Here is a 26,388-nt window from a genome sequence, read left to right as displayed (position 1 = left end):
GGGCCGGTATGGCATTCCATCCGCATTTTCCCGGACCCGACCTGCTGCTCTCCCTTGCCGGCAGCACCTTCTGACCGTTGCGGCGCATACCCAGCGCCATCGGCAGCGGGACCGAGGGCACCTTCGGGTCCCGCCAGTCCCGCCCGGCATTCCGGGCCACTGCCGGCATGCCCCGCTGCGGTCCGGCCCGGAGCGGCCGTCAGGACACAGCCGGGCTTCAGCTGCGTCCTGACGCTCCCGTATCAGCCCCTGGCGAGGTCGAAGCGATCCAGGTTCATCACCTTGTTCCAGGCCGCCACGAAGTCACGCACGAACTTCTCCTGCGAGTCGTCGCTGCCATAGAGCTCCGAAAGGGCCCGGAGCAGGGTGTTCGAACCGAAGACCAGGTCCACGCGCGTACCGGTCCACCTCGGTGCGCCCGTCGCGCGGTCGCGGCCCTCATAGACGCCCTCCGCGTTCTCCGCCTTCTTCCAGACCGTGCCCATGTCGAGAAGGTTGACGAAGAAGTCGTTGGTGAGCGCCCCGGGCCGCTTCGTGAAGACGCCGTGCTGCGCGCCCCCGACATTGACGTCCAGCACGCGCAGGCCGCCGATCAGTACCGTCATCTCCGGCGCGGTCAGCATCAGCTGCTGCGCCCGGTCCACCAGCAGCTCCTCGGGCGGGCTGCTGTAGTTGGACTTCAGGTAGTTGCGGAAGCCGTCCGCGATCGGCTCGAGCACCTCGAAGGACTCGGCGTCGGTCTGCTCCGCCGAGGCGTCGGTCCGGCCCGGGGTGAAGGGAACCTCCACCTCGATGCCGGCCTTCCGCGCCGCCTGCTCCACCCCGGCGCAACCGGCGAGAACGATCAGATCGGCGAGCGAGACCCGCTTCCCGCCGGATTGCGCGGCATCGAACTCCTTCTGGATGCCTTCGAGCGTCGCCAGCACTTTGGCCAGCTGCGCCGGCTGGTTCACCTCCCAATCCTTCTGCGGGGCGAGGCGGATGCGCGCGCCATTCGCCCCGCCGCGCTTGTCGGAGCCGCGGAAGCTCGAGGCCGCAGCCCAGGCGGTGGCGACGAGCTGCGACACGGGCAGCCCCGAGGCGAGGATCCGGGCCTTGAGCGCGCGGATGTCCTCCGCGTCGATCAGCTCATGGGTGACCGGCGGGATCGGGTCCTGCCACAGCAGATCCTCCGCCGGGACCTCGGGGCCGAGATAGCGGGCCTTCGGCCCCATGTCGCGATGCGTCAGCTTGAACCAAGCCCGCGCAAAGGCCTCCGCGAGCTGGTCCGGGTTCTCGTGGAAGCGCTTCGAGATCGGCGCGTAGATGGGGTCCACCTTCAGCGCCATGTCGGCCGTCGTCATCATCGGCGCATGCCGCTTCGCGGGGTCATGCGCGTCCGGCACGTCGTCCTTTGCGGCGGGATCGGTCGGCGTCCACTGCCAGGCGCCGGCCGGGCTCTTCGTCAGTTTCCAGTCGTACTTGAACAGGTTGTCGAAGTAGCCGTTGTCCCATTTGGTCGGATTGTTGGTCCAGGCGCCCTCGAGGCCGCTGGTGATCGTGTGGATGCCGTGGCCGTTGCCGAAGCTGCACTTCCAGCCAAGGCCCATCTCCTCGATCTCGGCACCCTCCGGCTCGCGGCCGACATGCTTCGCTTCGCCGGCGCCATGGCACTTGCCGAAGGTGTGCCCGCCGGCGATCAGCGCGACGGTCTCCTCGTCGTTCATGGCCATGCGCGCGAAGGTCTCGCGGATGTCCTTCGCCGAGGCGAGCGGGTCCGGCTTGCCGTTCGGCCCTTCCGGGTTCACGTAAATGAGGCCCATCTGGACCGCGGCAAGCGGCGCCTCGAGATCGCGCTCGCCCGTGTAGCGCTTGTCGCCGAGCCAGGTGTCCTCGGAACCCCAGTAGATGTCCTCGCCCGGCTCCCAGACATCCACACGGCCGCCCGCGAAGCCGAAGGGCTTGAGCCCCATCGACTCGATCGCGCAATTGCCCGCGAAGATGATGAGGTCGGCCCAGGAGATCCTGTTCCCGTACTTCTTCTTGACCGGCCAGAGCAGCCGCACCGCCTTGTCGAGGTTCCCGTTGTCGGGCCAGCTGTTCAGTGGCGCGAAGCGGAGGGTGCCGGCGCCCGCGCCGCCGCGGCCGTCACCGGTGCGGTAGGTGCCGGCGCTGTGCCAGGCCATGCGGATGAAGAGCGGGCCGTAATGGCCGTAATCCGCCGGCCACCAGTCCTGCGAGGTCTTCATCAGCGCGAAGACGTCCTTCCGCAGGGCATCGAGATCGAGCTTCTTGAACTCCTCGGCGTAGTTGAACCCCTTCGGCATCGGGTTCGACAGCTCGGAGCGCTGATGGAGGATCCCGAGGTTCAGCGCGTTCGGCCACCAGTCCCGATTCGACCTCCTCTGCCTGGGGGCCGCGTGCGCCACCGGGCACTTGCCAACGCTCGTGGCCGTATTCGTGTCCATCTTTCCCTCCCCTCTAGGCTGCGGTGATCGATCCGGCCGGCGCCGAGGCTGTTCGGCCCCTGGCGGCGGCATGCCGGCGCATGTGGTCAGACGCCGGGTCCTGCCTTTGCCCCCTCTGGCGGGTGGTCTTGCGCAAGGCTAGCAGGCTCGGGAAGATAGAAGGAAGCCCCTGCTGTCGATCCCGGTGATAGACCTTGGCTATAAGGACAGGCGCGCTGACCCGATGAATCTCCGGGACCTACGCTACCTGCTGGCGGTCGCCGAGCACGGGCATTTCGGCCGTGCCGCCGAGGCCTGCGGCATCAGCCAGCCGACACTCTCGGTGCAGGTCCGCAAGCTCGAGGAACTGCTCGGCGTTGCGCTCTTCGAGCGGACCAGCAAGGCGGTTGCGCCAACCGCTGCCTGCGAGCGTCTGATCGGCCATGTCCGCGCCGCGGTAGCCGAGGCGGATGCGATCCTCGCCGTGGCGCGCAATCTGCGCGACCCGCTCTCGGGGCGCTTCCGGCTCGGCATCATCCCGACGCTGGCGCCCTACCTGCTGCCGCTGGTCTTCGCACCGTTGCGCGAGGCACTGCCCACGCTCGAGGTGGAGCCGTGGGAGGACCAGACCGCGGCGCTGCTCGAACGGCTGCGCGCGCATGAGCTGGATGCCGCCCTGCTGGCAACCGAGGTGGATGGGCCTGATCTCACCAGCCGGCCTCTGTTCGCCGAGCCCTTCCTGGCCGCGCTACCGCCCGAGCATCCGCTCGTCGCCCGCGAGGTGGTGGCGGAAGAGGATCTCGCGGAGGACATCCTGGTGCTGGCGGACGGGCATTGCCTGCGGGACCAGGCATTGGCGGCCTGTGGGCGAAGTGGGGCGCTGGGCGGCACGCTGCGCGCGGCGAGCCTCTCGACGCTGCTCAACATGGTCGCTGCCGGCTACGGGACGACCTTGATTCCGGGGCTCGCAGCCGGCGCTGCGCAGGATTCGGGAATCGTGCTGCGGCCGCTGGCGGCGCGGACGGGGCGGACGGTGCGCATCGCCTGGCGCACGCGCTTCCCGCAGCGCGCGGCGGTGGATGCGGTGGGCGAGGTGATCGCCGCGCATCTGCGCGGCTTCGCAGAGGGCGCGGCGGCAGGGACGATCTGAACAGAAAGCGGCGCCGGGTTGAAGGTCCCGCCTGGTTTTCATTCCCGGCGGGTCGGTCCTGCCGGTGGCAAAGCGCTGGCGCGACGGCGGCGCCGGCCTGAACTTCCTGCTGCTCGGGGCGCGCCGAGCCGCCTCAGCCGAGCGGCGCGCAGGCCCCGCGCAGCCAAGCCGCCGTTGCCGAATCGCAGGCCGGCCCAACCTCCGCCAGTACACGCGCCTGGTAAGCATCCACCCATGCCCGCTCGGCCGGGGAGAGCACCGCCACCTTGATCAGGTTGCGGTCATAGGGCGCGAGGGTCAGCGTCTCGAATTCCAGGAAAGGCTTCACCTGGTCCGGCCGCTGCTCGGCCTCCCGCACCAGCAGCAGGTTCTCGATCCGGATGCCGTACTGCCCCGGCAGGTAGTAGCCCGGTTCGTCCGAAAGGATCATGCCCGGAGCCAGCGGCACCGGCTTGGCCGCCCGGCTGAAGGCAGCGGGTCCCTCATGCACCGAGAGGAAGCTGCCGACGCCATGGCCCGTGCCATGGTCGTAGTCGAGCCCGACCTCCCACAAAGCGCGCCGCGCGAAAGCATCGATATGCGGCCCGGCGACGCCCTTCGGGAAGCGCAGCGTCGCCAGCGCGATATGACCCTGCAACACGCGGGTATAGCGCTCCCGCAGCGCCGCCGGGGCGGGGCCAGGCCCGGTCCAGAGGGTGCGGGTGATATCCGTGGTGCCGTTCAGATACTGCCCGCCGCTGTCGATCAGGTAGCACTCCTCCGGGCGGATCGGCCGGTCGCTCGCCTCCGTCGCGCGGTAGTGGATGACGGCGCCATGCTCCCCGGCGCCGCTGATGGCCGGGAAGCTCTCGGCACGGAACAGCGGCACTTCCCGCCGGAAGGCCAGCAGCCGCTCGGCGGCGCTGCGCTCGGTCTCGCGGCCCGCGGGTGCCGCGGTGGCGAACCAGGCGAGGAAGCGGGCCATCGCCACCGCATCCCGGCGGTGCGCGGCGCGCGCCCCCTCCTGCTCCACCGGGTTCTTGCAGGCGCGCGGCAGCCGCACCGGATCCTCGCCGGCAGTCACGGCCGCGCCGGCCGCGCGCAGCCGCTCGGCGAACCAGGCGGGCGTCGCCTCCGGATCGACGCGCACCCTGCGGCCCTTCAGCGCCTCCAGCGCCGCAGCCAGTTCGGCGCGGGGGCGGACGGTCACCGCATTGCCGAGATGCGTCCGCGTCCCGGGCGGCACCTTGCCCGGCTCCATGAAGAGCTCGGCCGAACCATCGGCGCGCAGCAGGCCGAAGCCGAGGGCGAGCGGGGTATGCGCCAGGTCGCCGCCCCGGATGTTGAACAGCCAGGCCAGGGAATGGCTATCCGCCAGCACCGCCGCATCCTCCCCGGCTTCCTGCAGCAGCGTCGCCGCCGCGCCGCGCTTTTCCTCCGCCGACAGGCCCGCATACTGCAGCGGGTGCGGTATGGCGGGCGCGGCAGGCGCGGCCGGGCGGTCGGCCCAGAGGGCGTCCAGCGGGTTGCTGGGCAGGGGAACCAGGGTGACGCCCGATGGCTCCAGCCGCTTCAGCGCCGCCTCCGGATGCAGCCAGGGGTCGTAGCCGATGCGCTGCCCCGCGGCGTGCTGCTTCAGCCAGTCCGCCGCGGGCTGCTCCACGATGTGCCGCAACTCCCACAGCGTGGGGTCGAGCTGCTGCTGCGCCTGGGTGGTGTAGCGGCCATCGGTGAAGAGCGCGGCGCGGTCCGGCAGCACGACGGCCATGCCCGCGCTGCCGGTGAAGCCGGTCAGCCAGGCCAGCCGCTCGCCAGAGGGCGGGACGTATTCGCCGAGATGCTCATCGGCGCGCGGGACCAGGAAGCCCTGGACCCCGGCCGTCGCAAGGGCGGCGCGCAGCGCGGCGAGGCGTTCGGCAGGCGTCATCGAGAATTCCTTGTGCTGGAAAGCGGCAGGGCGGGTGAGAGGGCGGAGTCTCGCCGGATTCGGCCCATGGCGGAAGGGCGGCAGAGCTTAACCAGGAACGCACGCACCCACGGAATATCATGTTCTTCATGCATGGCTCGGCTGCCGGCTGAGCGCGCCCGCCGCTGCGGCCGCCTACCTATGTTGCACCTGCGAAGGCGGCGATCGGCCGCCCACGGTGCCGGGCCACCCCGGCAGAGCCTGTCTGGAACAACGAACCATGGATGCCCGTCTCACCCGCGCGGAAGCCGCCTACCTCCTGCCCCTTCCGACCACCCCGGAGCTGGAGCGCGCGCGCGCCCTGCGCCTCGAGGCCGCCGAGGCCCGCCAGGCGGCACTGACCCGGGCGGCCGAACGCGCCCTCGCCCGCCTCGGTGACGCTCTGTTCGGCTGGGTTCGCCGCGCCCGCATCCGGGCGGAGCTGGCCTCCCTGAGCGACCGCGAGTTGGCGGATATCGGCCTGACGCGCGGCGAGATCGACCGCATGACCGACCAGGTCGAGCCGACTCCCGAGCCCGAACCGCGCCCGGCGCAGCGCCCGGCCGGCATCGCGGTGCCGCGCCCGGCCTGAACCAGCAGGGGCGGGGCGGCGGCGCGACCCGGCCCACCGTGGGCGGCAGGCTGGCCATCGCTGGCCTCCCCCCGGCGCCCTGCCGGCCTGGCACGGGACGGCGGCAGATATCCCCGCCAAGCATGGCAGGGTCGGCGTGCCGCGCGCTTGTTGCGGGCGGGGCGCTCCCGTCTCATCGGCGCATGCGCCCCGCCGTCTGGACCATCGTCGCCGCCGCCGCCGCCTCGATCAGCCTTGCGCTGGGCATGCGGCAGACCTTCGGCCTCTTCCTCCTGCCGCTTTCGGCGGAGGCCGGCATCTCGCCCGCTGTGCTCGGCTCCGCGGTCGCCATCCACAACCTGGTCTGGGGCGTCTCCCAGCCCGTCACCGGCGCGCTCGCGGACCGCTATGGCGCCGGCCGGGTCATGGCCACGGGCGCGCTGCTGCTGGCGGCCGGCGTCGGGCTGCCGGCGCTCTGGACCGCGGCGCCGGCCATCCTGCTCGGCATCGGCCTCCTGACCGGCATCGGCGTGTCCTGCTGCGGCACCGGCGCGGCGCTGGCGGCGGTCGGCCGCGCGGTGCCGCCGGAGAAGCGCGGGGAGATGATCGGCCTCGCCTCGGCCGGCGGCTCGCTCGGCCAGGCGGCGATGGTGCCGCTGGCCCAGAGCCTGATCGGCAATGTCGGCGCCGTCGCGACGCTCGGCATCCTGGGCCTGAGCCTGCTGGTGATCGTGCCGATCGCGCGGGGGATCGAGTGGCGGGCGCCGCAGCAGGGGCCGGGCCAGAAGGCGACCGGCCTTGCCGGCCTGCCGGCCCTGGCGCGGCGGGCGCTGGCGGACCGGGACTATGCGCTGCTGACCGGGGGCTTCTTCGCCTGCGGCTTCCAGCTCGCCTTCCTCACCATGCACCTGCCGAGCCATCTGAGCCTCTGCGGCATGCCGGCGGAGCTCGGCGCCATGGCGCTGATGACGGTGGGGCTGTTCAACATCCCCGGCAGCTGGCTGTGCGGGCGCGTCAGCAACACCATGCGGCCGGAACTGGCGCTGGGCTGGATCTACGCGCTGCGGACGGTGGCGATCGCCTGCTTCGCCTTCACCACGCCGAGCTATGCGGGGACGCTGGTCTTCGCCGCGGTGATGGGCTTCGTCTGGCTGGGCACCATCCCGCTGACCAGCGCCGCCATCGCCCGCCGCTTCGGCGTGGTGGATCTCGGCGCGCTCTATGGCGTGTGCTTCCTGAGCCACCAGCTCGGCGGCTTCCTCGGCGCCGCCGCGGGCGCGGTGCTGCTGGAGACGGCCGGGAGCTACCAGGCCTTCTGGCCAGTGATGATCGGGGTGGGGATCGCGGCGAGCGCGATGAACTGGATGGCGCGGCCGCCGCGGGTGGCGATGGCGTAGGGCGCTATTTGTAGAGCAGATTCACGCTGCGGGGGGGTCACGCCCCCCCGTGATCCGCTGTAGACCGCTGTTTGTAGAGCGGATTCACGCTGCGGAGCGTTCACGCCCCTCCGCGATCCGCTCTATCCGCCGCCCTGCCGTAGCACCAGCGTCGTCCAGGGCCCGACATCGATCCGCCGTTCCAGCCGCAGCCCCTGCCGGCGATGCGCCGCCAGCACCATGCGCGCCTGGGTGCCGAGAAGCCCGGCCAGGATCGCGGTGCCACCCCGCTCCAGATGATCCGCCAGGTCGCGCGCCATGGCGCAGAGCGGGCGGGCCAGGATATTGGCGAAGATCAGGTCGAAGCGGCGCGAGCGCACCACCCGATGCCGCCAGCCATCCGCCAGCCGCGCCGCGACCAGGCGCTGCACGCCGTTCAGCACCGCATTGTCGGCGGCGACGCGGACCGACCAGGGCTCGATATCGGTCGCCAGCACCGGGCGGCGCAGCGCCTTGGCGGCAGCGATCGCCAGGATGGCCGAGCCGGTGCCGAGATCCAGCACGCGCCGCGGCTTGCGGTGCGCTATCGCCTCGAAGGCGCGCAGGCAGCCTTGCGTCGAGGCATGCTCGCCGCTGCCGAAGGCCAGGCCGGCATCCAGCCGCAGCACGATCCGGCCATGGGTGACCGGGTTCGGCACATGGGTCGGCCGCACGAGGAAGCGGCGGCCGATCGGCGCCTCGGGGAAGCTCTCGACGGTGCGGGCCAGCCAGCCCTCGGCCTCGATCGGCCCGACCTGCAGGGCCGGCGGCTCGATGCCCGAGACGGCGGCGGCCAGCGCGAGCGCGCCGGTCAGCTCATCCTCGCCCCAGCCGGCCTCGCGCACGCCCTCCACCCGCCAGGTATCCGTGGGCTCGTCGCGGAAATAGGCGACGGTGACGCAGACGGTCTGCAGCGCCGCCTCGAAGGCGGGCACCGCCTCCTCCGGCAGATGCTCGATCGCCAGCAGTTCCAGCGGCTCCACCCGGCGGCGCGAGAGCGGGGTCGGCCAGTCCTGTGCGGCGGCCGGCCGATTCAGGCCTTCGCGGCCAGCGGACGGTTCCCCGCTCACGACACGCGCTCCAGGAAGCTGTCCAGCACGCGCTTGGGATCGGATTTCTCGAAGTCCACGTCCACCCTGTTGTCCTCGACCGCGGTGACGCGGCCATAGCCGAATTTCTTGTGGAACACCCGCTCCCCAATGCGGAGCGGCTGGGCATGCGCGGGCCTGGCCTGCACCTCCCAGGCTCCGGCCTCGATGGTGCGGGGCTTGCGGGCCATCAGCCCGCCGGTGCCGGTGAAGACGCTCGGCATGTCCACCACGCGGTTGCGCGCCATGCCGGCGCTGCCCTCGCGCTGGATGTGCTCGACGGGCAGCTCGTCCAGGAAGCGCGACGGGATGGAGCTGGACCAGTTGCCATAGACGCGGCGATTGGCGGCGCAGGAGACGATCGCCAGCTTGCGCGCGCGGGTGAGGCCGACATAGGCGAGGCGCCGCTCCTCCTCCAGGCCGCGCTCGCCGCCCTCCTCCATCGCGCGGCTGTGGGGGAACAGCCCTTCCTCCCAGCCCGGCAGGAAGACCATGTCGAATTCCAGCCCCTTCGCCGCGTGCAGCGTCATCAGCGAGAGCCGGTCGCCCTGCGCGTTCTCGTCATTCTCCATGACCAGCGCGACATGCTCGAGGAAGCCGTTGAGGTTCTCGAACTCGCCCAGGGCGCGGATGAACTCCTTCAGGTTCTCGAGCCGCCCCGGCGCCTCGGGCGACTTGTCCTGCTTCCACATCTCCGTGTAGCCGGTCTCGTCCAGCAGGGTCGCGGCGGTGACGACATGACCCTCGCGCTGCAGCCCCTCCCGCCAGCGGGCGAAGCCGTGCAGCAGTTCGGACAGCGCGGCGCGCGCCTTACCCGCGAGGCCGCCGGACTGGACCAGCTTGCCCGCGGCGATGCTCAGCGGGATGCGCTCGGCCCGGGCGATCTCATGCATCTTGCGCAGCGCGGTGTCGCCGAGGCCCCGCTTCGGGACATTCACGATGCGCTCGAAGGCCAGGTCGTCCGAGGGCTGCGCGAGCACGCGCAGATAGGCCATGGCGTCGCGGATCTCAGCGCGCTCGTAGAATTTCAGCCCGCCGACCACGCGATAGGGCACGCCGAGGGTGATCAGCCGCTCCTCGAAGGCGCGGGTCTGGAAGCCGGCGCGGACCAGGATGGCGATCTCCGCCAGCGGATGGCCGCTGCGCTGCGCCGCCTCGATCCGTTCGCCCACCATACGCGCCTCTTCCTCGCTGTCCCAGAGCGAGACGACGCGCACCTTCTCCCCCTCGGCGTCGTTGCGCCCGGCCCGCAGCGTCTTGCCGAGACGGCCGGTGTTGTGCGCGATCAGGCCGCTGGCGGCGGCGAGGATCGGGCGGGTGGAGCGGTAGTTGCTCTCCAGCCGCACGACCTTGGCGTTCGGGAAGTCCTTCTCGAAGCGGAGGATGTTCTCGATCTCGGCGCCGCGCCAGGAATAGATCGACTGGTCGTCGTCGCCGACGCAGCAGATGTTCCGGTGGCCCTGCGCCAGCAGCCGCAGCCAGAGATACTGCACCAGGTTGGTGTCCTGGTACTCGTCCACCAGGATGTAGCGGAAGCGCCGATGCCAGTCGGCCAGCACCTCCGGATGGCTGCGCAGGATCTCCACCATGTGCAGCATCAGGTCGCCGAAATCGGCGCAGTTGAGGTCCTTCAGCCGGTCCTGGTAGGCGGCATAGAGCGCGCGCGCCCGCCCGCCGGCATAGTCCGTGTCCTCCGCCGGCGTCACCCGGTCCGGCACCAGGCCGCGATCCTTCCAGCGCTGGATCGCCGCCATCAGCCCCTGCGCCGGCCAGCGCTTGGCGTCGATCCCCGCCGCATCCATCACCTGCTTCAGCAGGCGCATCTGGTCGTCGGTGTCGAGGATGGTGAAGGCACTGGTCAGCCCGACCAGCTCCGCATGCCGCCGCAGCATGCGCGCGCATAGGGCATGGAAGGTGCCGAGCCAGAGCCCCTCCACCGGGCGCTGGATGATGGCGGAGACCCTCTCCCGCATCTCCCGCGCGGCCTTGTTGGTGAAGGTCACGGCCAGGACCTGTCCCGGGAAGGCGCGCTGCGTCATCAGCAGATGCGCGAAGCGGGTGGTCAGCACCCGCGTCTTGCCGGTGCCGGCGCCGGCCAGCACCAGCAGCGGGCCGTCCAGGGTCTCGACCGCCTCCCGCTGCTCGGCATTCAGCCGGGTGATGTAGTCGGGCTGGGGGGCGGCGACGCTCATTGGCAGGAGCCGATCGAGCCCGGCCCGCAGATGCGGGTCCCGTCGGTCCAGCGTGCCCCCTCCAGCGTGGCGTAGAGGAAATCCGCGCCGTCCAGTTGCGCCTCGGTCAGGTCGGCGCCGCGCAGATCGGCGCTGAAGAAGCGCGCCCGCCGCAGGTCGGCACCGGCCAGCTTGGCACCGGCCAGGTTGGCGCGGGTCAGGTCGGCGGAAAGCAGCACCGCCTTCGACAGATCCGCGCCGCGCAGGTCGGCGGCGACGAAGCGGGCACTGCGCCCATCCACGCCCTGCAACTGCGCCTCCGAGAGGGTGCTGCGGGTGAGCGAGGCATCGCGCAGCACCGCGCCCGTCAGGTCGGCGCCGCTGAAGTCGCGCGACTCCAGCAGGCAGCGCCGCCAGTCGATCCCGGGCCGTGGCGGCAGGGAACACTGGCTGGCCATGGCGGGGGCGCCGGCGAGGAGGAGCAGGGCGAGGGAGAGGAATGGTGTGCGCACGGCAGTCGATATAGAACGGGAAGCGAACTCCTCCAACCGCTTCGGCTGCCCCCTGTCCCGCATCCCCCGCGTCCTCGCCTGGTCAGCCCGGCACGGCACCGTCCTGCTGGCCACCAGCATATTCCTCGGCATCGCCATCGCGCCGCTGGCCGAGGCCCTGCGGCCGGTCGTGACGCCGGCCGTCGCCTTGCTGATGACGCTGGTGCTGCTCCGGATCGAGCCCGCGCAGGTGGTGGCCTGGCTGCGGCGGCCGCTGCTGGTGCTCGGCCTTTCGGCCTGGGTGCTGCTGGCCTGTCCGCTGATGGCCTTCGCGGTGATGCAGGCGGTGGGGCTGGACGGGCCGCTCGGCGCCGGGCTGGTGCTCGGCGCCTCCGCCTGCGCCGCGGTCTCCGCCCCGGCCCTCGCGCGGATGCTCGCGCTCGATGCGGAGATCAGCCTCGTGGTCTCGGTCGCGACCACCGCGCTGCTGCCCTTCACCGCCCCGCCGCTCGCCCTTGGGCTGCTTGGCCTCGACCTTGCCATCTCCATCCCCGGGCTGATGCTGCGGCTGCTACTGATCGTCGGGCTGCCGGCGCTGCTGGCGGCGCTGATTCGCCAGGTGGCGGGCCCGGCGCGGATGACGCGGGCGGGCACGGCCCTGGATGGCCTGGTGGTGCTGGTCCTGGTGGTCTTCGCCTTCGGCGTCATGGATGGCGTGCAGGCGCGGCTGCTGGCCGATCCGCTCTGGGTGCTGGGGGGCATCGGGCTGGCCCTGGCGGGGAATCTCGGCCTCAATGCCATGACGGCTCTGGCGTTGCTGCCACTTGGGCGGCGCATTGCACTCGCGGCCGGGATGCTGGCGGGAACCCGCAACCAGGCGATCTTCCTGGCGGTGCTGCCGGCGGCAACCGACCCCGGCGTGCTGCTCTTCTTCGCGCTGAGCCAGGTGCCGATGTTCATCTCGCCCTTCCTGCTGCGGCCGATCTACGCAAGGCTGTGGCGGGGCTGAGCGAGCCATGACCAAGGCGCCTCGGGCAAGGCGGCCCGGATCGGCCCGCGGGAGGGGGAGACAGGCGCCATGAGCGACAGGCCGGCGATCACCTGGTATTTCGACACCGTGTCGCCCTTCTCCTGGATCGCCCTGCCGGCGGTGGAGGCGCTGGCGGCGCGGCATCCGGTCACGCTGTGCCCCGTCGTGCTCGGCGCGGTGCTGGCACATTGGGGCACGGTCGGGCCGGCGGAGCTGCCGCCGAAGCGGCTGCACACCTACCGGCTGAGCCAGTTCCTGGCCGGGCGCGCCGGGGTGCCGATGCGCTTCCCGCCGCGCCACCCCTTCCGGTCGCTGGAGGTGCAGCGGCTGCTGACCGCGCTCGGCGCTACGCCGGCGACGGTGCGCTCGGCCTTCGAGTTCATCTGGCGGGACGGGCGCGACGCCAGCGACCCGCAGGAATTCGCCGCGCTCTGCGGCCGGCTCGGCGTGGCGGATTACGAGGCGGTGGTCGCCGCGCGCAATGCCCGGGAAGGGCTGCGCGCGGCGACCGAGGCGGCCGTCGCCGCGGGTGTCTTTGGCGTGCCGACCCTGCGGATCGGGGCGGAGCTGTTCTGGGGCGTGGATGCGCTGCCGATGGCGGAGGCCTATCTGGCGGACCCCACGCTCTTCAGCGGCGGGGAGATGGCACGGCTCGCCACCCTGCCCATCGGGGTCGAGCGCCGGCGGTAGAGCAGACCGCGGACGGGCGTGAACGCCCGGGAGCGAGACGCTGCGCGAAAACCAAGGAGCACCAGCGGGGCTGAGTGGACCCACTCAGGCGCCGTCCCGGAATCATCCAGACGACAGGCCGGACCGCACGGCGCGCATCCTCCTGCCCGCGATGTGGTCCGGCGGGTGACGAAGGGCGAGTCTCTTGGCCGCTCCGCATCACGCCCGGCCCGGGCGGGGCGTCTCGCCGGTGGCGATGCGCGGCAGGATGGCCGGATCGGGTCCGGCCATCGCGCCGCCCCTGCCGGCTTGGCCCTACTCCGCCGCCTGCCGGTAGCGCCGCGCATAGTGCGTCAGCGCGTCATCCGGCACCGGCTGGATCGGAGTGAAATCGGTATGCGCGATCCATTCCGGCCGGGTCGGCTTGCGGATGTGGTTCGAAACGGCGTTGAGCGTCAGGTACACGATCTTGCGAGGAAAGGGCGTGATATTCGGCGCCGAGCCATGCACCAGATTGCCGTGGAACATCAGCACGCCGCCCGGCTTTCCGGTGGGGGCGACGATCCCGCCCTCCTCCACCAGCTTCGTCACCACCGCCTCGTCCAGCGTCCAAAGCGGGTAGGAGGTGGTGCTGACATCATGCCCCGCCTCCAGGTTGCCATGCGCCTGGCTGCGCGGGATGAGCATGAGCGGGCCGTTGATCGGCATCACCTCGTCGAGGAAGACCGCGATGTTCATGGCGCGCGGCTCCGGCATGCCGTCATCGCGCAGCCAAGTGCCGTAATCCTGGTGCCATTGCCAGACATCGCCGGTGAAGGCCGCCTTCGCGTTGATCTTGAACTGATGCATGTAGAGCTTCTCGCCGAAGATCTGCTCGATCGGCTCGATCAGGCGAGGATGCGCGCCCAGCAGGCGGAAGGCCTCGTTGTAGGTATGCGCGGCGAAGGCGGTGCGCGGCGCGCCGGATTTCTCGCGCCAGATCTCGGGGCGGTTGTCGCGGTAGATCGCCTCCGCCTCGTCCCGCAGGACAGCGACCTCCTCCGGCGTGAAGGTCTCGGGCAGGAAGAGCCAGCCTTCGTCATGGAAGTGGCGGATCTGCTCCTCGGACAGCCGCATGGTCGTTCTCCCTTTGGACGTTGCCGGCATCCTAGGCCGGCGCAGGTGGCGAAGCCAAAGCTTTCCCGCGCGCCAGGCGACAGGGCAGGATGGCGGCAAGACCAATGGGAGGCCCTCATGACCCTGCGGATCGGCCGCCGCCCGCTCCTCGGCGGCGCGCTCGCGCTGCCGGCCGTTGCGCATGCCCAGGGAAGCTGGCCCAACCGACCCGTGCGGGTCGTCATCTCCTGGCCGCCCGGTGGTGGCGCCGATATCCCGATGCGGCTCGCCGCGCCGGCCATGCAGCAGGTGCTCGGCCAGCCGCTGGTCCTGGAGAACCGGGCGGGCGCCAGCGGCTCGGTCGGGGCCGGGGTCGTCGCCCAGGCGGCGCCGGACGGCTACACCACGCTGGCGGATACCGCCGGCGGGTCGGTCAACCATCTGCTGATCCCGGGCCTGCCCTATGATTTCGCCAGGGCGCTCAGCCCCGTCAGCCAGATGGTGCGCTCCCCCCTGCTCTGCGTGGTGCGCGCCGACCATCCGGCGAAGGACCTGGCGGGCCTGCTGGCGCGGCTGCAGGCGGCGCCGGGGCGGATCCCCTTCGCCTCCTCGGGCGTCGGCACCATGACGCATCTGGCGCCGGCGCTGCTGCTGCGCCGCGCGCGTCTCTCGGCCAACCATGTCTCCTATCGCGGCGGCGCCGCCTCCATCGCCGGCATCCTCGCGGGCGATGCGGAATTCGTCTTCTCCACCCTGCCCTCGGCGACGCCGCTGGTGCTGGAGGGGCGGCTGCGCGGCCTCGCGGTCAGCATCGCCGAGCGCCTGCCCAACCTGCCGGACATCCCGACGGTGCAGGAGCAGGGCTTCCCGGATTTCGACATCGCGGACTGGCTGGGCTTCTACACCCCCACCGGCACGCCGGAGCCGGTCATCGCCCGGCTGGCGGAGGCGGCCCACGCCGGCATGCGGGACCCCAACGCGGTGAAGCGCCTGGGCGAGCTCGGGATGATTCCGGTCGGCAGTTCCCCGGCCGAGTTCCATGCCTTCTGGCATGACCAGCGGGCCCGGCTGGGGGCGATCATCCAGGCGGAGGGGATCAGGGTCGAGTAGCCCGCCCCGCGCCGGCGCCTTCGGTCAGCGCAGGGACGCCCCGACGACCGGCTCCGCGGGCCGGTCGAGGAACTGCCCGCCTCACCCGCGGCTCGACCAGCCGGACCGGCCGGTTCCGCCCCCCAATCCGAGGCCCGGCAGCGGACCGGCCTTCAGCCCCGGACACGGATCGCCGTCGCCGGCCCGCGCTCAGGCCGCGGCGGTCCCGGCCGGCCGTGCGCCCAGGATATGCGCGATGGCAAAGACCAGGTCCGGGCGGTTCAGGGTGTAGAAGTGGAACTCATCCACCCCGTTGGCCTGCAGCAGCCGCACCTGCTCGGCCGCGACCACCGCCGCCACCATCCGGCGCGTCTCGGCATCATCCTCCAGCCCCTCGAACAGCCGGCCCATCCAGTCCGGCACGCCGGCGCCGCACATGGCGGAGAATTTCTTCATCTGCGTGAAGTTCGAAACCGGCATGATGCCGGGCACGATCGGCACGGTGATCCCGGCCGCGAGGCAGCGGTCGAGGAAGCGCAGGTAGATGTCGGTGTCGAAGAAGTACTGGGTGATGGCGCGGGTCGCGCCCGCATCGATCTTGCGCTTCAGGTTGTCCAGATCGTGATCGGTCGAGAGCGCCGAGGGGTGAGTCTCGGGATAGGCGGCGACGCTGATCTCGAAGGGGGCGATGCGCGAGAGCCCCTCCACCAGGTCGGCGGCATAGGCATAGCCTTCCGGATGCGGCTCATAGCGCTCGACCCCCGCCGGCGGGTCGCCGCGCAGGGCGACGATGTGCCGCACCCCGGCCTCCCAATAGGCCCGGGCGACGTCGTCCACCTCCCGGCGGGAGGCGGCGACGCAGGTCAGATGCGCCGCCGGGGTCAGCGAGGTCTCCTTCACCAGACGGGCGACGGTCGCATGGGTGCGCGCCTGGGTGGAGCCGCCGGCGCCGTAGGTGACCGAGACGAAGCGGGGCGCCAGCGGCTCCAGCCGCCGGATGCAGGACCAGAGCTGGGCTTCCAGCGCATCGGTCTTGGGGGGGAAGAATTCGAAGGACAGGGCCGGCGGCGGCAGTTCGGCCAGCGGCGGCAGCCCGCCGAAACGCGGCCCGGTCAGCCAGCGCTGCAGGGTGCCGGGGGCGGAGCCCGACAGGGAATGCTGGGCTGCGTCGGGCATCGTCTGGTCCATCATCCACCTGTGCACGGTTCAAAGTCTTCGCAAGCCGGGCGACCGGATACAGTTTGTGGCGTTGCAGCGCCACCCCGGTGGCCATAATGGCCACCACCTTCGCTGGGCATGGCAGGGGACCCCTTGGGGGTTCCGTGCGGTTCACTGTGACCTATTGTTGCGTTACGCAAACGCAAGAGGGCCTCGCCGCCGATGCGCATCACGATTCCGACCTCGCCCGGCCTGGCCCGGACCGCCCTGGCCCTCGTGCTGCTCGCGCTCCCGCTGCTGGCGGGCTGCGCCGAACGCCCCGACCCGGCCGATCCGGATGCGGTGGCGGAATTCAAATTCAACAATGACCCGATCGAGCCCTTCAACCGGACCATGTATTCGGTGCACCGGGGAATCGACCGGGCGGTGCTGCGGCCCGTCGCGGTCGGGTACCGGGAAGTCGTGCCGCAGCCGGTCCGCACCGGCATCCGCAACCTCCTGGGCAATCTCCGCACGCCGGTGATCCTGGCGAACGACATGCTCCAGGGCGAGCCCCGCCGCGCCGGCGACACGCTGGGCCGCTTCCTCATCAACTCCACCCTGGGGCTGGGCGGCCTCATCGATGTCGCAGGCAACCAGTTCGGCGTGCGCGGCCATGCCGAGGATTACGGCCAGACCCTCGCGGTCTGGGGCGTCGGCGAGGGGGCCTATCTCTTCATCCCCGTTCTGGGCCCGAGCAATCCGCGGGACCTGACGGGCTTCGGCCTCGGCATCGCCGCGGACCCGCTGACCTGGGTGGGCCAGGGCGCGGCGGTGGACGCCCTCCTCTACAGCCGCACCGGCGTGACGGTGGTGGACACCCGCGAATCCCTGATCGACACCCTGGATGCCGTGGAGCGCGAGTCGCTCGATTCCTACGCAACCCTGCGCAGCGCCTATCGCCAGCGCCGCAATGCCGAGATCCGCAACGCCGTGGACGCGCCGCCCGCTGCCGGCCCGACCGGTTTCGGCGTGGGCGTCGGCATGGATGCGCCGCCGCCGCGCTAATCCGACCGGGAGAGAGAAGCATGACCACGATCCATCGCCGCCTGCTGCTCGGGGCGGGCCTTGCCCTGCCATTCGCCGGCACGGCACGGGCACAGCAGGATATCAACCGGGCCGCCAGCTTCATCCAGGCCACCGGCCAGGAACTGGTCGCCGCCATCAACGACACGCGCGCCGATCTCGCGACGCGCCGCCAGCGCGTGGCCGCGGTGCTGCGCCGGGCGGTGGATGTGGAGGGTGTCGGCCGCTTCATCCTCGGCCGCTGGTGGCGCCAGGCGAGCCCGCAGGAACAGCAGGAATATATGAAGCTGTTCGAGGAGACGCTGATCCGCAATCTCTCCGCGCGGTTCGGGGAGTACCAGGGCGTGCGGTTCTCCCTCGGCCGCAGCCAGCAGCGGACCGAGGACGACGTCCTGGTGAATACCATCATCGAGCGGCCGAACAGCGCGCCCTTCGCGCTCGACTGGCGGGTCGGCGATGTCGGCGGCCAGCCCAAGGTGGTGGATGTGATCGCGGAGGGCACCTCCCTCCGGCTCACGCAGCGCAGCGAGTATTCCGCCGTGATCCAGCAGAATGGCGGCCAGGTGAGCGCGCTGCTGACGGCCATGCGCCGGCAGATCCAGCAGCTCGCGGCGCGGGAGCAGGGGGCGAGATAGGCCGCCTTCCTGCGGCCTGGGCCGCAGGAAGGCGCCGTCAGCCCGGCCCGGCCCCGGGACCGGCGCCCGGCTGCCGCGCAGCGAGCAGCGACTGGACCCGGCAGGCCAGGAGGTCGAGGGCGAATGGCTTGGCGATCACCTCCATCCCGGCCGGCAACCGGGTGGTTGCGTAGCCCGTGATGAACAGCACCGGCAGGCCCGGCAGGCGCTCCCGCGCCGCCTCGGCCAGTTGGCGGCCATTCATCCCGCCGGTCAGGCCGACATCGGTGATCAGCAGGTCGACCCTCGCGGCGCCGGAGAGAAGACGCAGGGCCGCCGGCCCGTCCGCCGCCTCCAGCACCCGGTAGCCCAGTTCCCGCAGCCGCTCGGCGGCCGGCCCGCGCACCGCCGCCTCGTCATCCACCAGCAGCACCGTTGCGGCGGCACCGGCCGGCGCCGGCGGCTCGGGTGGCATGCGGTCCGGCTCCACCTCCGCCGCGTCGCGCTTCGGCAGGAAGATCCGCACCGTCGTGCCGCGCCCGGGCGCGCTCTCCAGGCGGACCAGGCCGCCCGACTGCCGGACGAAGCCATAGACCTGGCTCAGCCCCAGCCCGGTGCCCTGCCCCAGCGGCTTGGTGGTGAAGAAGGGCTCGAAGACCCGCTCCAGCACCTCCGGCGGCATGCCCTCGCCGGTATCCATGACCGAGATCATCGCATAGGCACCGGGGGCGACGCCCTCCTGCCCCGCGGCCTCCGCCGCGGAGAGCTGCACATCCGCCGTGCCGATCATCAGCCTTCCGCCCTCGGGCATCGCGTCGCGCGCATTGATGCAGAGGTTCAGCAGCGCGCTCTCCAGCTCGTTCGCATCGCAGAGCACGCGCCCGATCCCACCGGACAGCTGCAGTTCCACGACGATCCCGGGGCCCATGGTGCGGCGGATGAGATCGGCCATGCCCGTGACCAGGCCGTCGGCCTCGATCGGCTTCGGATCCAGCCGCTGCCGCCGCGCGAAGGCCAGCAGTCGCCGTGTCAGCCCCGCGGCCCGGGTCGCGGCCTCCCGCGCGGTCTCGAGGTAGCGCAGGGCGTCCTCGCCGCGCCCCTCGGCGACGCGCCGCCGCGCCATGTCGAGGCCGCCCGTGACGCCCTGCAGCATGTTGTTGAAGTCATGCGCGATTCCGCCGGTGAGCTGCCCCACCGCCTCCATCTTCTGCGCCTGGCGGAGCGTCTCCTCGGCGGCCATCAGCTCGGCAGTGCGCGTGGCGACGCGGCGCTCCAGCTCCTCCGCCGCCAGCCGGGCCTCGGTGATGTCCACATTGCAGCCGGTATAGCCGAGGAACCGCCCCGCATCGTCGAGGCGCGGGACACCCTCGCAGCGCAGCCAGCGCAGCTGGCCGGCCCGGTCGCGCACCCGCGTCTCGGCCCGGAAAGCGCGCCGGGCCCGGAAGGCATCCTGGAAGGCCGCGTTGAAGGAGCCGAGATCCTCCGCCAGCACCACGCTCGACCACCCATCCCCCAGCATCTCAGCTGCCGGGCGGCCGAACATGTGGTCGTAATGCATGTTGGCGAAGACCACCTGGCCCTCGGCATCGGTCATCCAGATCAGCGCCGGGGCGCTGTCGGCCATGTGGCGGAACCGCGCCTCGCTCTCGCGCAGCGCCGCCTCGGTGCGCTTCCAGGCGGTGATGTCGATGATGACCTCGACGCATTCCGCCCCCTCCCCGGCGCCGGTCAGCCGCATGGGCGCGAAGAGGCCCCACCAGCGCGAGCCGTCCTTGCGGATGAGTTCCTTCTCATAGGGCGCGGTTTCGCCCCGCAGGGCGAGGTCAGCCCTGGCGCGTGCCGCCACGCCCAGACACTCCGGCGGGGTCAGCGCGTCCGACCGGGCGGAGCCGGCGAGTTCATCGCGGCTGTAGCCGCTCATGCGCGCGAAGGCCTCGTTCGCATCGATGATGCGCCCATCAAGGCGGAAGAAGAGCACCCCGACCGTCCCGATGCTCATGGCACGACGGAAGCGCTCCTCGCTCGCGCCGAGGCGCTCATTCGCCCGGAGGAGATCCCGCGTGCGCGCCTCTACCCGCCGCTCCAGCTCCGCATAGCCGTGCTTGGTCTCGGCCAGCGCCGCCTGCACCCGGCAGGCGGCGGCGGCGAAATCGGCGAAGCTGCTGAGCAGCCGGACATCCTCGGCGTCGAAGGCCCGCGCGGGATCGTGGGCGACCACCCAGAGGGTGCCCACCCGCTCGCCGCGGACAAGGAAGGGCAGCAGCAGGATCTCCTGGATGCGCGGGACGATGTCCGCCGCCGGGACGCCTGCGGGCGGGCGGGCGAGGAGCAGCACGGCATCCCGCGGCAGCTTCGCGCCGCAGGGGCCGGCGTCGGATGGCCTGATCCTGTCGATCTGCCCGGCCCAGAGCCCCGCGACCGCGTCCCAATGGCGGCCCGGCGCCGGGTCGTCCCCGCGCAGGATGCTGATTCCGGCCGATTGGGCGAGGCCGAGTTCGATGACGAGATCAGCCAGCCGCTGTAGCACGGTGCCCGGACTGTCCGCCATCTCCCGGGCCAGGGCGGCCAGGGCCTGGCTTTGCGCCGCATGGTCGGGTGGCCTGCCCGGGCGGCGGGCGAGTTCTTCCGTGATCAGGACGCCTTCGAGGTCGCCGGCAGGGCGCGCCCGCCTCGCGGTGGCGTTCACGCCGGCCTCCGGCAGGCCGCGCTGCGCGGCGGGGTTCCCCCTCCTCGCCTCCGTCCCATGTTCCGGTTGGGCCGGGGGAGGAGGCCAGGGATACGGACCGCACCGGGACGCCGTTCCGCGGGGAGGAGGCCGTGGTCGGTCAACGCCAGGTCATGCCGCCTCGCCCGCGCCATCGCCAGGAATTCGCAATCCGGCCGGAGAGTGACGACAACCCGCATGATCATGTCCCTGAGGTGAACCTGAGACAAAGCACCAGCCCGGCATGCAGTTGCCTGACCATGCAGGGAGCCCACGAGAAAGCGTACAACTTTCGTGCCCTGCATGCCCGCGCCCGATGCCCTGCTGCCCGGCAGGTCAGTTCCTTCGTGAGAACTCGGCCTCCCCAGGCGTGCCGGGCTTCAACCATGGCGGCATCGTCCTGCCGGTCGGCCCGGCCGGGACGCCGCTCCTGGCGGAGTCGCGGAGCCGGGTGCCGACGGCAAGCCAGGCGCGGCCGGCCTGCGGAAGCGGCAACTCTTCCCACCGGCATGCACCGCCGAGGCGCCGGATGGCCTGACCGTGGCGCACCGCCGATGCTGCACGAGGTGGAGATGGCGCAAACGGATAGAGCAGATCGCGGGAGGGCGTGAATCTGCTCGAAAAAAAAGAGCTACAGCGGATAGGCGTTCAGATATGAACGCAATCCGCTGTAGCCGAGCGGACCGGGGTACGGCTCCGGCCCTGAGGCGGGAGCGGTGGCACCCGCCGCCACTTGCAGGCGTTGGTTCCCTGCCCGCCAGCCCATCGGCGGGTGAGGAGGCAGGCCGATGAACGAGAAGCAGGGATCCGGACACCACCAGCAGAAGGGTGGTCAGCAACAGGGCCAGCAGCAGCGCGGGCAGATGTCGCAGGATGACCGGCGGCAGGAGAGCGGCCGCGCGGGCGGCATGCCGCCCGGCCACGACCAGGACAGCGACCGGCAGCGCCAGCAGATGGAGCGGGAGAAGGCCGAGAAGGGCAAGGGCAGCCCGGCCTGACGTACGAGACGCAGGCGGGGCGCCGGCCCCGTCCGCGCTCCGGTCAGGATTGGAAGACGGCCGGCCGCAGCCGGATCGGATGCCGTGGCGTCGCGGTCCAGCCGCGAGCGCGAAGCACGGCATTGCTCTCGACCGGCGCCCGCCCTTCGGCGAGCGACCAGGTGATGTGCCAGGTCGAGCCGTCCGGCCGGCGGGTGGTGCCGTCGATCTCCACCACCAGCGCCTGCACGCCGGCGCCGTCATCGGCGAGGCCCACCACCGCACCCTCCTCCGCCGTCGGCAGCGGGAAATCGGGCGGCACGCCCGCCCGCAGCGTCACGTGATGCGCGATCACCCGATCATAGGCGGGCGGGAAGAGCGCGAGCAGCCGCGCCCGATCCGCCTCCTCCAGCAGCCAGCCCGCGACATTCCGTGCCATGTCCCGATCTCCCCCAGCCATGCGGTGGGGAAACGCAGGATGGACCGCACGGCTCAGCGGTCGCGGATGCTTTCATAGACGATCATGCGCCGCCCCTTGTGCAGGAAGGAATCGCATTCCGTCAGGCCGATGTCCTGCAATACGGAGCGGGAGGCAAGATTCTCCACCCAGGCGACGGCGATGATGCGCCGGAGCCCGGCGCGATGGCCGAATTCCAGGCCGGCCTTCGCCGCTTCCCGCGCAAAGCCCTTGCCGCGGCATTCCGGCCAGAGCGCGAAGCGCAGCGCGACGCCGCGGCCATCCGGCCGCTCCATCAGCCCGGCGATGCCGAGGAACTCGCCCGTCCCGGTGAGGTAGACGCACCAGGTGCCGTAGCCACGTACCTCCCAGAAGTCGATGTCGTCCTCGAGTTCCTCCTTGGTGCGCTCGGGGGAGCGCACGCCATGCAGCATCAGTTCGAAGACCCGCGGGTCGCCCTTCAGCCGGACCAGATCGGGGAGGTTCTCCTTCCCCGGCGGCACCAGCGTCAGGCGCTCCGTGCGGACGAGCCGCCCCGGCAGGGGGACCGGCGGCGCGAGCCGCATGGCCGGAGCGGTGCCGTCCATCTGCCGCGGCCCTAGCGGGTCAGCGGCCGGTACTTGATGCGATGCGGCTGGTCGGCCGCGGCGCCGAGGCGGCGGCGCTTGTCGGCCTCATAGGCCTGGAAGTTGCCCTCGAACCACTCGACATGGCTGTCGCCCTCGAAGGCCAGGATATGGGTTGCCAGGCGGTCCAGGAACCAGCGGTCGTGCGAGATGATCACCGCGCAGCCCGCGAAGTCCTGCAGCGCCTCCTCCAGCGCGCGGAGGGTGTCCACATCGAGGTCGTTGGTCGGCTCGTCGAGCAGCAGCACGTTGTGCGGCCGCTTCAGCATCTTCGCCAGATGCACCCGGTTGCGCTCGCCGCCCGAGAGCACGCCGACCGGCTTCTGCTGGTCGCCGCCCTTGAAGTTGAAGGCGGCGCAATAGGCGCGGCTCGGCACCTGCCGCTTGCCCATGGTGATCATGTCCATGCCGTCCGAGATTTCCTGCCAGACGGTCTTCTTGTCATCCAGGCTGTCGCGGCTCTGGTCGACATAGCCGAGCTCGACGCTGTCGCCGACCACGAGGGTGCCGGAATCCGGCGTCTCCCGGCCCGTGATCATCTTGAAGAGCGTGGTCTTGCCGGCGCCGTTCGGCCCGATGACGCCGACAATGCCGCCCGGGGGCAGCTTGAAGGAGAGATCCTCGATCAGCAGGCGGTTGCCGTAGCCCTTGCGGATGTTGTCCGCGACGATGACGGTGTTGCCGAGCCTTGGCGCGGGCGGGATCTGGATCTCGGTCGGGTCGGGCGCCTTCTCCTGGCTCTTGGCCAGCAGGTCCTCATAGGCGGAGATGCGCGCCTTGCTCTTGGCCTGGCGGGCGGAGGGGCTGCGGCCGATCCACTCCTGCTCCTCGGCCAGCTGCCGCTGGCGCGCGCTCTCCTCGCGCTCCTCCTGCGCCAGGCGCTTGCGCTTCTGCTCGAGATAGGCGGAGTAGTTGCCCTGGTAGGGGATGCCCCGGCCGCGATCGACCTCGAGGATCCAGTTGGTCACGTTGTCCAGGAAGTAGCGGTCGTGGGTTACGACCAGCACCGCGCCCTGGTAGTCGCGCAGCGTCTTCTCCAGCCAGGAGACGCTCTCGGCATCCAGGTGGTTGGTCGGCTCGTCCAGCAGCAGCAGGTCGGGCTTCTCGAGCAGCAGCTTGCAGAGCGCGACGCGGCGCCGCTCGCCGCCCGAGAGGTTGGTCACCGGGAGTTCCGCCGGCGGGCAGCGCAGCGCGTCGAGGGCGATGTCGATGGTGCGATCCAGCTCCCACCCGTTGGCGGCGTCGATCCGCTCCTGCAGTTCGCCCTGTTCGGCCAGCAGGGCGTTCATCTCGTCGTCCGACATCTCCTCGGCGAATTTGTGGGAGATCTCGTTGAAACGGTCGAGGTCTGCCTTCAGGTCCTTGAAGGCCAGCATGATGTTCTCGCCAACCGTCAGGTCGGGGTCGAGATGCGGCTCCTGCGAGAGATAGCCGACCTTGGCGCCTTCGGCCGCCCAGGCCTCGCCGCCGAACTCCTTGTCCTGCCCCGCCATGATGCGCATGAGCGTCGACTTGCCGGCGCCGTTCGGGCCGAGCACGCCGATCTTGGCATCGGGCAGGAAGGAGAGGGTGATCCCTTTGAAGACCTCACGCCCGCCCGGATAGGACTTGGTGAGATCCTTCATGACATAGACGTACTGATAGGCGGGCATCGGCAATGACCTGTCGGGCGGGGGGTTTGGGCGCCCTTCTAGCGGCAGGGCGGTAGCGAAGCCAAGGCGGCTGAGGGATCGGAGTTCCGCTTCCCCTCACCCCCGCGTGACTCCGGCCGCGCGGAACACCTGCTCGCGGATGGCGTGCGGGTCCCGCTCCGGCCGGCGCATGCTGCCAGCCGACCAGGCCATGCCAGGGGGCCGAGGGCGGCGCGACCAGCAGCCCGCATCAGCCAGTGACGCTTCCGCGAGCCCTCCCCCGCCCTGCCGGTACGGCCGCCCCGCTATGCCTTCGGCTCCAGGTCCAGCCGCACCGCGATCCCCTCCAGCCCCGGCACCGCCGGGTAGCGCTGCATCACCAGGGGATCATGGCCCGGGATGATGTGCCGCGGGCCGGGCGCCAGTGCGCGCAGCCGGTCGAACCCCTCCAGCATGTCGCCGACATGGAAGGCGGTGGTGAAGGGCCGCCGGCTCTCCAGGTTCTCGTAGAAATGCGCGACGTCGGAGGCCAGCACGAGCCTCCCGCGCGCCGTCTCCACCGTCATGCATTGCAGCCCCATGGAATGCCCGCCGCAGGCATGGAGCCTGAGGCCCGGCGCCAGCTCGGCATCGCCGTCATGCCACACCACCCGCTCGGCAAAGTTCATGCGGACGATGCCGGCGACATCCTCCAGCTCGAAGGAGTGGCGCAGGCGGTGGTGGCACATGTAGCGCCCCGTCGCGTAGCGCATCTCCGCCTCCTGCAGGTGGAAGCGGGCGCGGGCGAATTTATGGAAGCTGCCGACATGGTCGTAGTGCAGGTGGCTGATCACCACATCCTCGACCGCGTCGGGCTCGATGCCCAGCAGGCGCAAGCCCTCGACCGGGCAGCGGAGATACTCCCGCTTGCGGCGGGCCGCGACCTCGGCGGTGAAGCCGGTATCGAGGATCCAGGCGCGGCCCTCCCGGACCGCGGCCCAGACAAAGTAATCCATCGGCATCGGCGCGTCATGCGGATCGCCGCCGATGAAATGCTCGGCCCGCCGCGCCGCCCGCGTGGCGTAGCGCAGCGCATAGACCTCCCAGGTGCCGGGCACCGGCTCAGCCCTTGTCCGCATCGAGCACCGCCTGCACCGCGGCCGGGTCGCAGGCGATGCTGACGCCGGCCCGCTCCAGCTGCATCTTCATCGGGATGCGGGAATCGAGCGCGCCCCAGCCGCGCGCCAGCGCCTCGTTCATCTCCTCCAGCGTCAACTGGCAGAAGCGCATCGGCACGCCCAGCTCCCGGCCCAGGCTGGTGGCCAGGGTGACATCCTTGTGCGCCAGCTTCAGCGCGAAGGCCGGCGGGTCGTAGCGGCCGGTCAGGAACTGGTCCGCCAGCCGGTCAAAGGTCCGCCGCCGGCCGAGCGCGCCCTGCCGCACCACCGTCCAGAGCTCCAGCGGGTCGAGTCCCGCCTTCACGCCCATGGAAAAGACCTCGGCAAGCGCGGTCTGGATGGCGTAGCCGGCCATGTTGTGCACCAGCTTGGCGACGGTCGCGGTGCCGATCGGGCCGACATAGGCCGCCTGGTCGCCGATCGCGTCCAGCACCTTCCTGTGCTGCTCATAGACGGCCCGGTCGCCGCCCACCCAGATCGCGAGCTTGCCGGTTTCCGCCCCCTTCGGCCCGCCGGAGACCGGCGCGTCGAAGGCATGCGCGCCCTTCTCCGCCATCGCGTCATGCACGCGGCGCATCAGCGCCTGGCTGTTGGTCGAGAGGTCGAAGAGGGCCATGCCGGGATGCGCGCCCGCCAGCAGCCCATCCGGGCCGAAGACCACCGCCTCCACCTCCTTCGGCCCCGGCAGGCTGGTGAAGACCACCTCGCACTGCGCGGCGATCTCGCGCGGCGTCGCGGCCCATTCGGCGCCGTTCTCGAGGTGCCGCGCCGCGGCCTCCCGCCGCACATCGGTGACGACCAGCCGGTATTGCGACTTCTGCAGGTTGGCCGCCATGAAGGCGCCCATGGTGCCGAGGCCGATGAACCCGATCTTCATGGC

General features: G+C 71.2%; 22 protein-coding genes. 9 read left to right on the top strand and 13 right to left on the bottom strand.

What is annotated here, in order from left to right:
• Positions 1-242: 242 nt before the first annotated feature.
• Positions 243-2,447, bottom strand: coding sequence for a catalase/peroxidase HPI (gene katG / locus LHA35_RS17405; RefSeq protein WP_226610321.1), 2,205 nt, complete (start codon positions 2,445-2,447; stop codon positions 243-245).
• A 223-nt stretch (positions 2,448-2,670) separates the two neighbouring features.
• Between katG and LHA35_RS17400 the strand changes: the two genes are divergently transcribed.
• On the top strand, positions 2,671-3,576 hold the full coding sequence (locus LHA35_RS17400; RefSeq protein ID WP_226610319.1) for a LysR substrate-binding domain-containing protein: 906 nt from the start codon (positions 2,671-2,673) through the stop codon (positions 3,574-3,576).
• 133 nt (positions 3,577-3,709) lie between these two features.
• Here LHA35_RS17400 and LHA35_RS17395 read toward each other — a convergent pair whose 3' ends face one another.
• Positions 3,710-5,482, bottom strand: coding sequence for an aminopeptidase P family protein (locus LHA35_RS17395; protein WP_226610317.1), 1,773 nt, complete (start codon positions 5,480-5,482; stop codon positions 3,710-3,712).
• 259 nt (positions 5,483-5,741) lie between these two features.
• On the opposite strand from LHA35_RS17395, the gene LHA35_RS17390 reads away from it, so the two are divergent.
• Together LHA35_RS17390 and LHA35_RS17385 are read left to right on the top strand one after the other, a co-directional pair.
• Positions 5,742-6,092: a DUF1127 domain-containing protein gene (locus tag LHA35_RS17390; protein WP_226610315.1), complete on the top strand. Its 351-nt coding sequence runs from the start codon at positions 5,742-5,744 to the stop codon at positions 6,090-6,092.
• Positions 6,093-6,274: 182 nt separating this feature from the next.
• Positions 6,275-7,468, top strand: coding sequence for an MFS transporter (locus LHA35_RS17385; protein ID WP_226610313.1), 1,194 nt, complete (start codon positions 6,275-6,277; stop codon positions 7,466-7,468).
• Positions 7,469-7,590: 122 nt separating this feature from the next.
• Here LHA35_RS17385 and LHA35_RS17380 read toward each other — a convergent pair whose 3' ends face one another.
• The 3 genes from LHA35_RS17380 to LHA35_RS17370 are packed head-to-tail and all read right to left on the bottom strand — an operon-like array spanning position 7,591 to position 11,257.
• The gene (locus tag LHA35_RS17380) at positions 7,591-8,523 is read right to left on the bottom strand and encodes a 50S ribosomal protein L11 methyltransferase (protein ID WP_408902348.1); all 933 of its coding nucleotides are present in this window, start codon (positions 8,521-8,523) and stop codon (positions 7,591-7,593) included.
• A gap of 29 nt (positions 8,524-8,552) precedes the next feature.
• Positions 8,553-10,766: an ATP-dependent helicase gene (locus LHA35_RS17375; protein ID WP_226610311.1), complete on the bottom strand. Its 2,214-nt coding sequence runs from the start codon at positions 10,764-10,766 to the stop codon at positions 8,553-8,555.
• Positions 10,763-11,257 (bottom strand): pentapeptide repeat-containing protein, encoded by a 495-nt coding sequence (locus LHA35_RS17370; RefSeq protein WP_226610309.1) that lies wholly within the window; start codon positions 11,255-11,257, stop codon positions 10,763-10,765. Before LHA35_RS17370 ends, LHA35_RS17375 begins: the two co-directional genes overlap by 4 nt.
• Between LHA35_RS17370 and LHA35_RS17365 the strand changes: the two genes are divergently transcribed.
• Positions 11,250-12,245, top strand: coding sequence for a hypothetical protein (locus tag LHA35_RS17365; RefSeq protein ID WP_226610307.1), 996 nt, complete (start codon positions 11,250-11,252; stop codon positions 12,243-12,245). The genes LHA35_RS17370 and LHA35_RS17365 overlap by 8 nt on opposite strands.
• A gap of 69 nt (positions 12,246-12,314) precedes the next feature.
• A complete protein-coding gene (locus LHA35_RS17360; RefSeq protein WP_226610303.1) occupies positions 12,315-12,956 on the top strand; it encodes a 2-hydroxychromene-2-carboxylate isomerase in 642 nt (213 codons plus the stop codon).
• Positions 12,957-13,250: 294 nt separating this feature from the next.
• Here the strand turns inward: LHA35_RS17360 and LHA35_RS17355 are convergent, their stop codons facing one another.
• The gene (locus tag LHA35_RS17355) at positions 13,251-14,051 is read right to left on the bottom strand and encodes a phytanoyl-CoA dioxygenase family protein (RefSeq protein ID WP_226610301.1); all 801 of its coding nucleotides are present in this window, start codon (positions 14,049-14,051) and stop codon (positions 13,251-13,253) included.
• 117 nt (positions 14,052-14,168) lie between these two features.
• Between LHA35_RS17355 and LHA35_RS17350 the strand changes: the two genes are divergently transcribed.
• A complete protein-coding gene (locus tag LHA35_RS17350; protein WP_226610299.1) occupies positions 14,169-15,140 on the top strand; it encodes a Bug family tripartite tricarboxylate transporter substrate binding protein in 972 nt (323 codons plus the stop codon).
• Positions 15,141-15,329: 189 nt separating this feature from the next.
• Here the strand turns inward: LHA35_RS17350 and metF are convergent, their stop codons facing one another.
• Positions 15,330-16,295 (bottom strand): methylenetetrahydrofolate reductase [NAD(P)H], encoded by a 966-nt coding sequence (metF, locus tag LHA35_RS17345; protein ID WP_226610296.1) that lies wholly within the window; start codon positions 16,293-16,295, stop codon positions 15,330-15,332.
• 204 nt (positions 16,296-16,499) lie between these two features.
• Here metF and LHA35_RS17340 point away from each other — a divergent pair, with 204 nt between their 5' ends.
• Positions 16,500-17,324 (top strand): MlaA family lipoprotein, encoded by an 825-nt coding sequence (locus tag LHA35_RS17340; RefSeq protein ID WP_226610295.1) that lies wholly within the window; start codon positions 16,500-16,502, stop codon positions 17,322-17,324.
• A 20-nt stretch (positions 17,325-17,344) separates the two neighbouring features.
• A complete protein-coding gene (locus LHA35_RS17335) occupies positions 17,345-17,977 on the top strand; it encodes an MlaC/ttg2D family ABC transporter substrate-binding protein (RefSeq protein WP_226610294.1) in 633 nt (210 codons plus the stop codon).
• A 37-nt stretch (positions 17,978-18,014) separates the two neighbouring features.
• Here the strand turns inward: LHA35_RS17335 and LHA35_RS17330 are convergent, their stop codons facing one another.
• Positions 18,015-20,642, bottom strand: coding sequence for a PAS domain S-box protein (locus tag LHA35_RS17330; protein WP_226610293.1), 2,628 nt, complete (start codon positions 20,640-20,642; stop codon positions 18,015-18,017).
• A gap of 806 nt (positions 20,643-21,448) precedes the next feature.
• Between LHA35_RS17330 and LHA35_RS17325 the strand changes: the two genes are divergently transcribed.
• Entirely contained in the window at positions 21,449-21,658 is a 210-nt protein-coding gene (locus tag LHA35_RS17325) for a hypothetical protein (protein WP_226610291.1), read from the top strand.
• Positions 21,659-21,701: 43 nt separating this feature from the next.
• On the opposite strand, the gene LHA35_RS17320 is transcribed toward LHA35_RS17325, so the two are convergent.
• From LHA35_RS17320 to LHA35_RS17300, 5 genes are all read right to left on the bottom strand, one after another.
• Positions 21,702-22,076, bottom strand: coding sequence for a hypothetical protein (locus tag LHA35_RS17320; protein ID WP_226610289.1), 375 nt, complete (start codon positions 22,074-22,076; stop codon positions 21,702-21,704).
• A gap of 53 nt (positions 22,077-22,129) precedes the next feature.
• The gene (locus LHA35_RS17315) at positions 22,130-22,681 is read right to left on the bottom strand and encodes a GNAT family N-acetyltransferase (RefSeq protein WP_226610287.1); all 552 of its coding nucleotides are present in this window, start codon (positions 22,679-22,681) and stop codon (positions 22,130-22,132) included.
• 11 nt (positions 22,682-22,692) lie between these two features.
• Positions 22,693-24,372 (bottom strand): energy-dependent translational throttle protein EttA, encoded by a 1,680-nt coding sequence (gene ettA, locus LHA35_RS17310; RefSeq protein WP_226610285.1) that lies wholly within the window; start codon positions 24,370-24,372, stop codon positions 22,693-22,695.
• A 284-nt stretch (positions 24,373-24,656) separates the two neighbouring features.
• Complete coding sequence (locus tag LHA35_RS17305; protein WP_226610283.1) at positions 24,657-25,469, bottom strand: N-acyl homoserine lactonase family protein; 813 nt, start codon at positions 25,467-25,469, stop codon at positions 24,657-24,659.
• The gene (locus LHA35_RS17300; protein ID WP_226610281.1) at positions 25,453-26,385 is read right to left on the bottom strand and encodes an NAD(P)-dependent oxidoreductase; all 933 of its coding nucleotides are present in this window, start codon (positions 26,383-26,385) and stop codon (positions 25,453-25,455) included. Before LHA35_RS17300 ends, LHA35_RS17305 begins: the two co-directional genes overlap by 17 nt.
• Positions 26,386-26,388: the final 3 nt, after the last annotated feature.

The organism is Roseicella aerolata (genome assembly GCF_020523605.1).
In the GTDB taxonomy this organism is placed as follows: Bacteria; Pseudomonadota; Alphaproteobacteria; order Acetobacterales; family Acetobacteraceae; genus Paracraurococcus; species Paracraurococcus aerolatus.
This window is presented reverse-complemented; position numbering and strand designations above follow the sequence as displayed.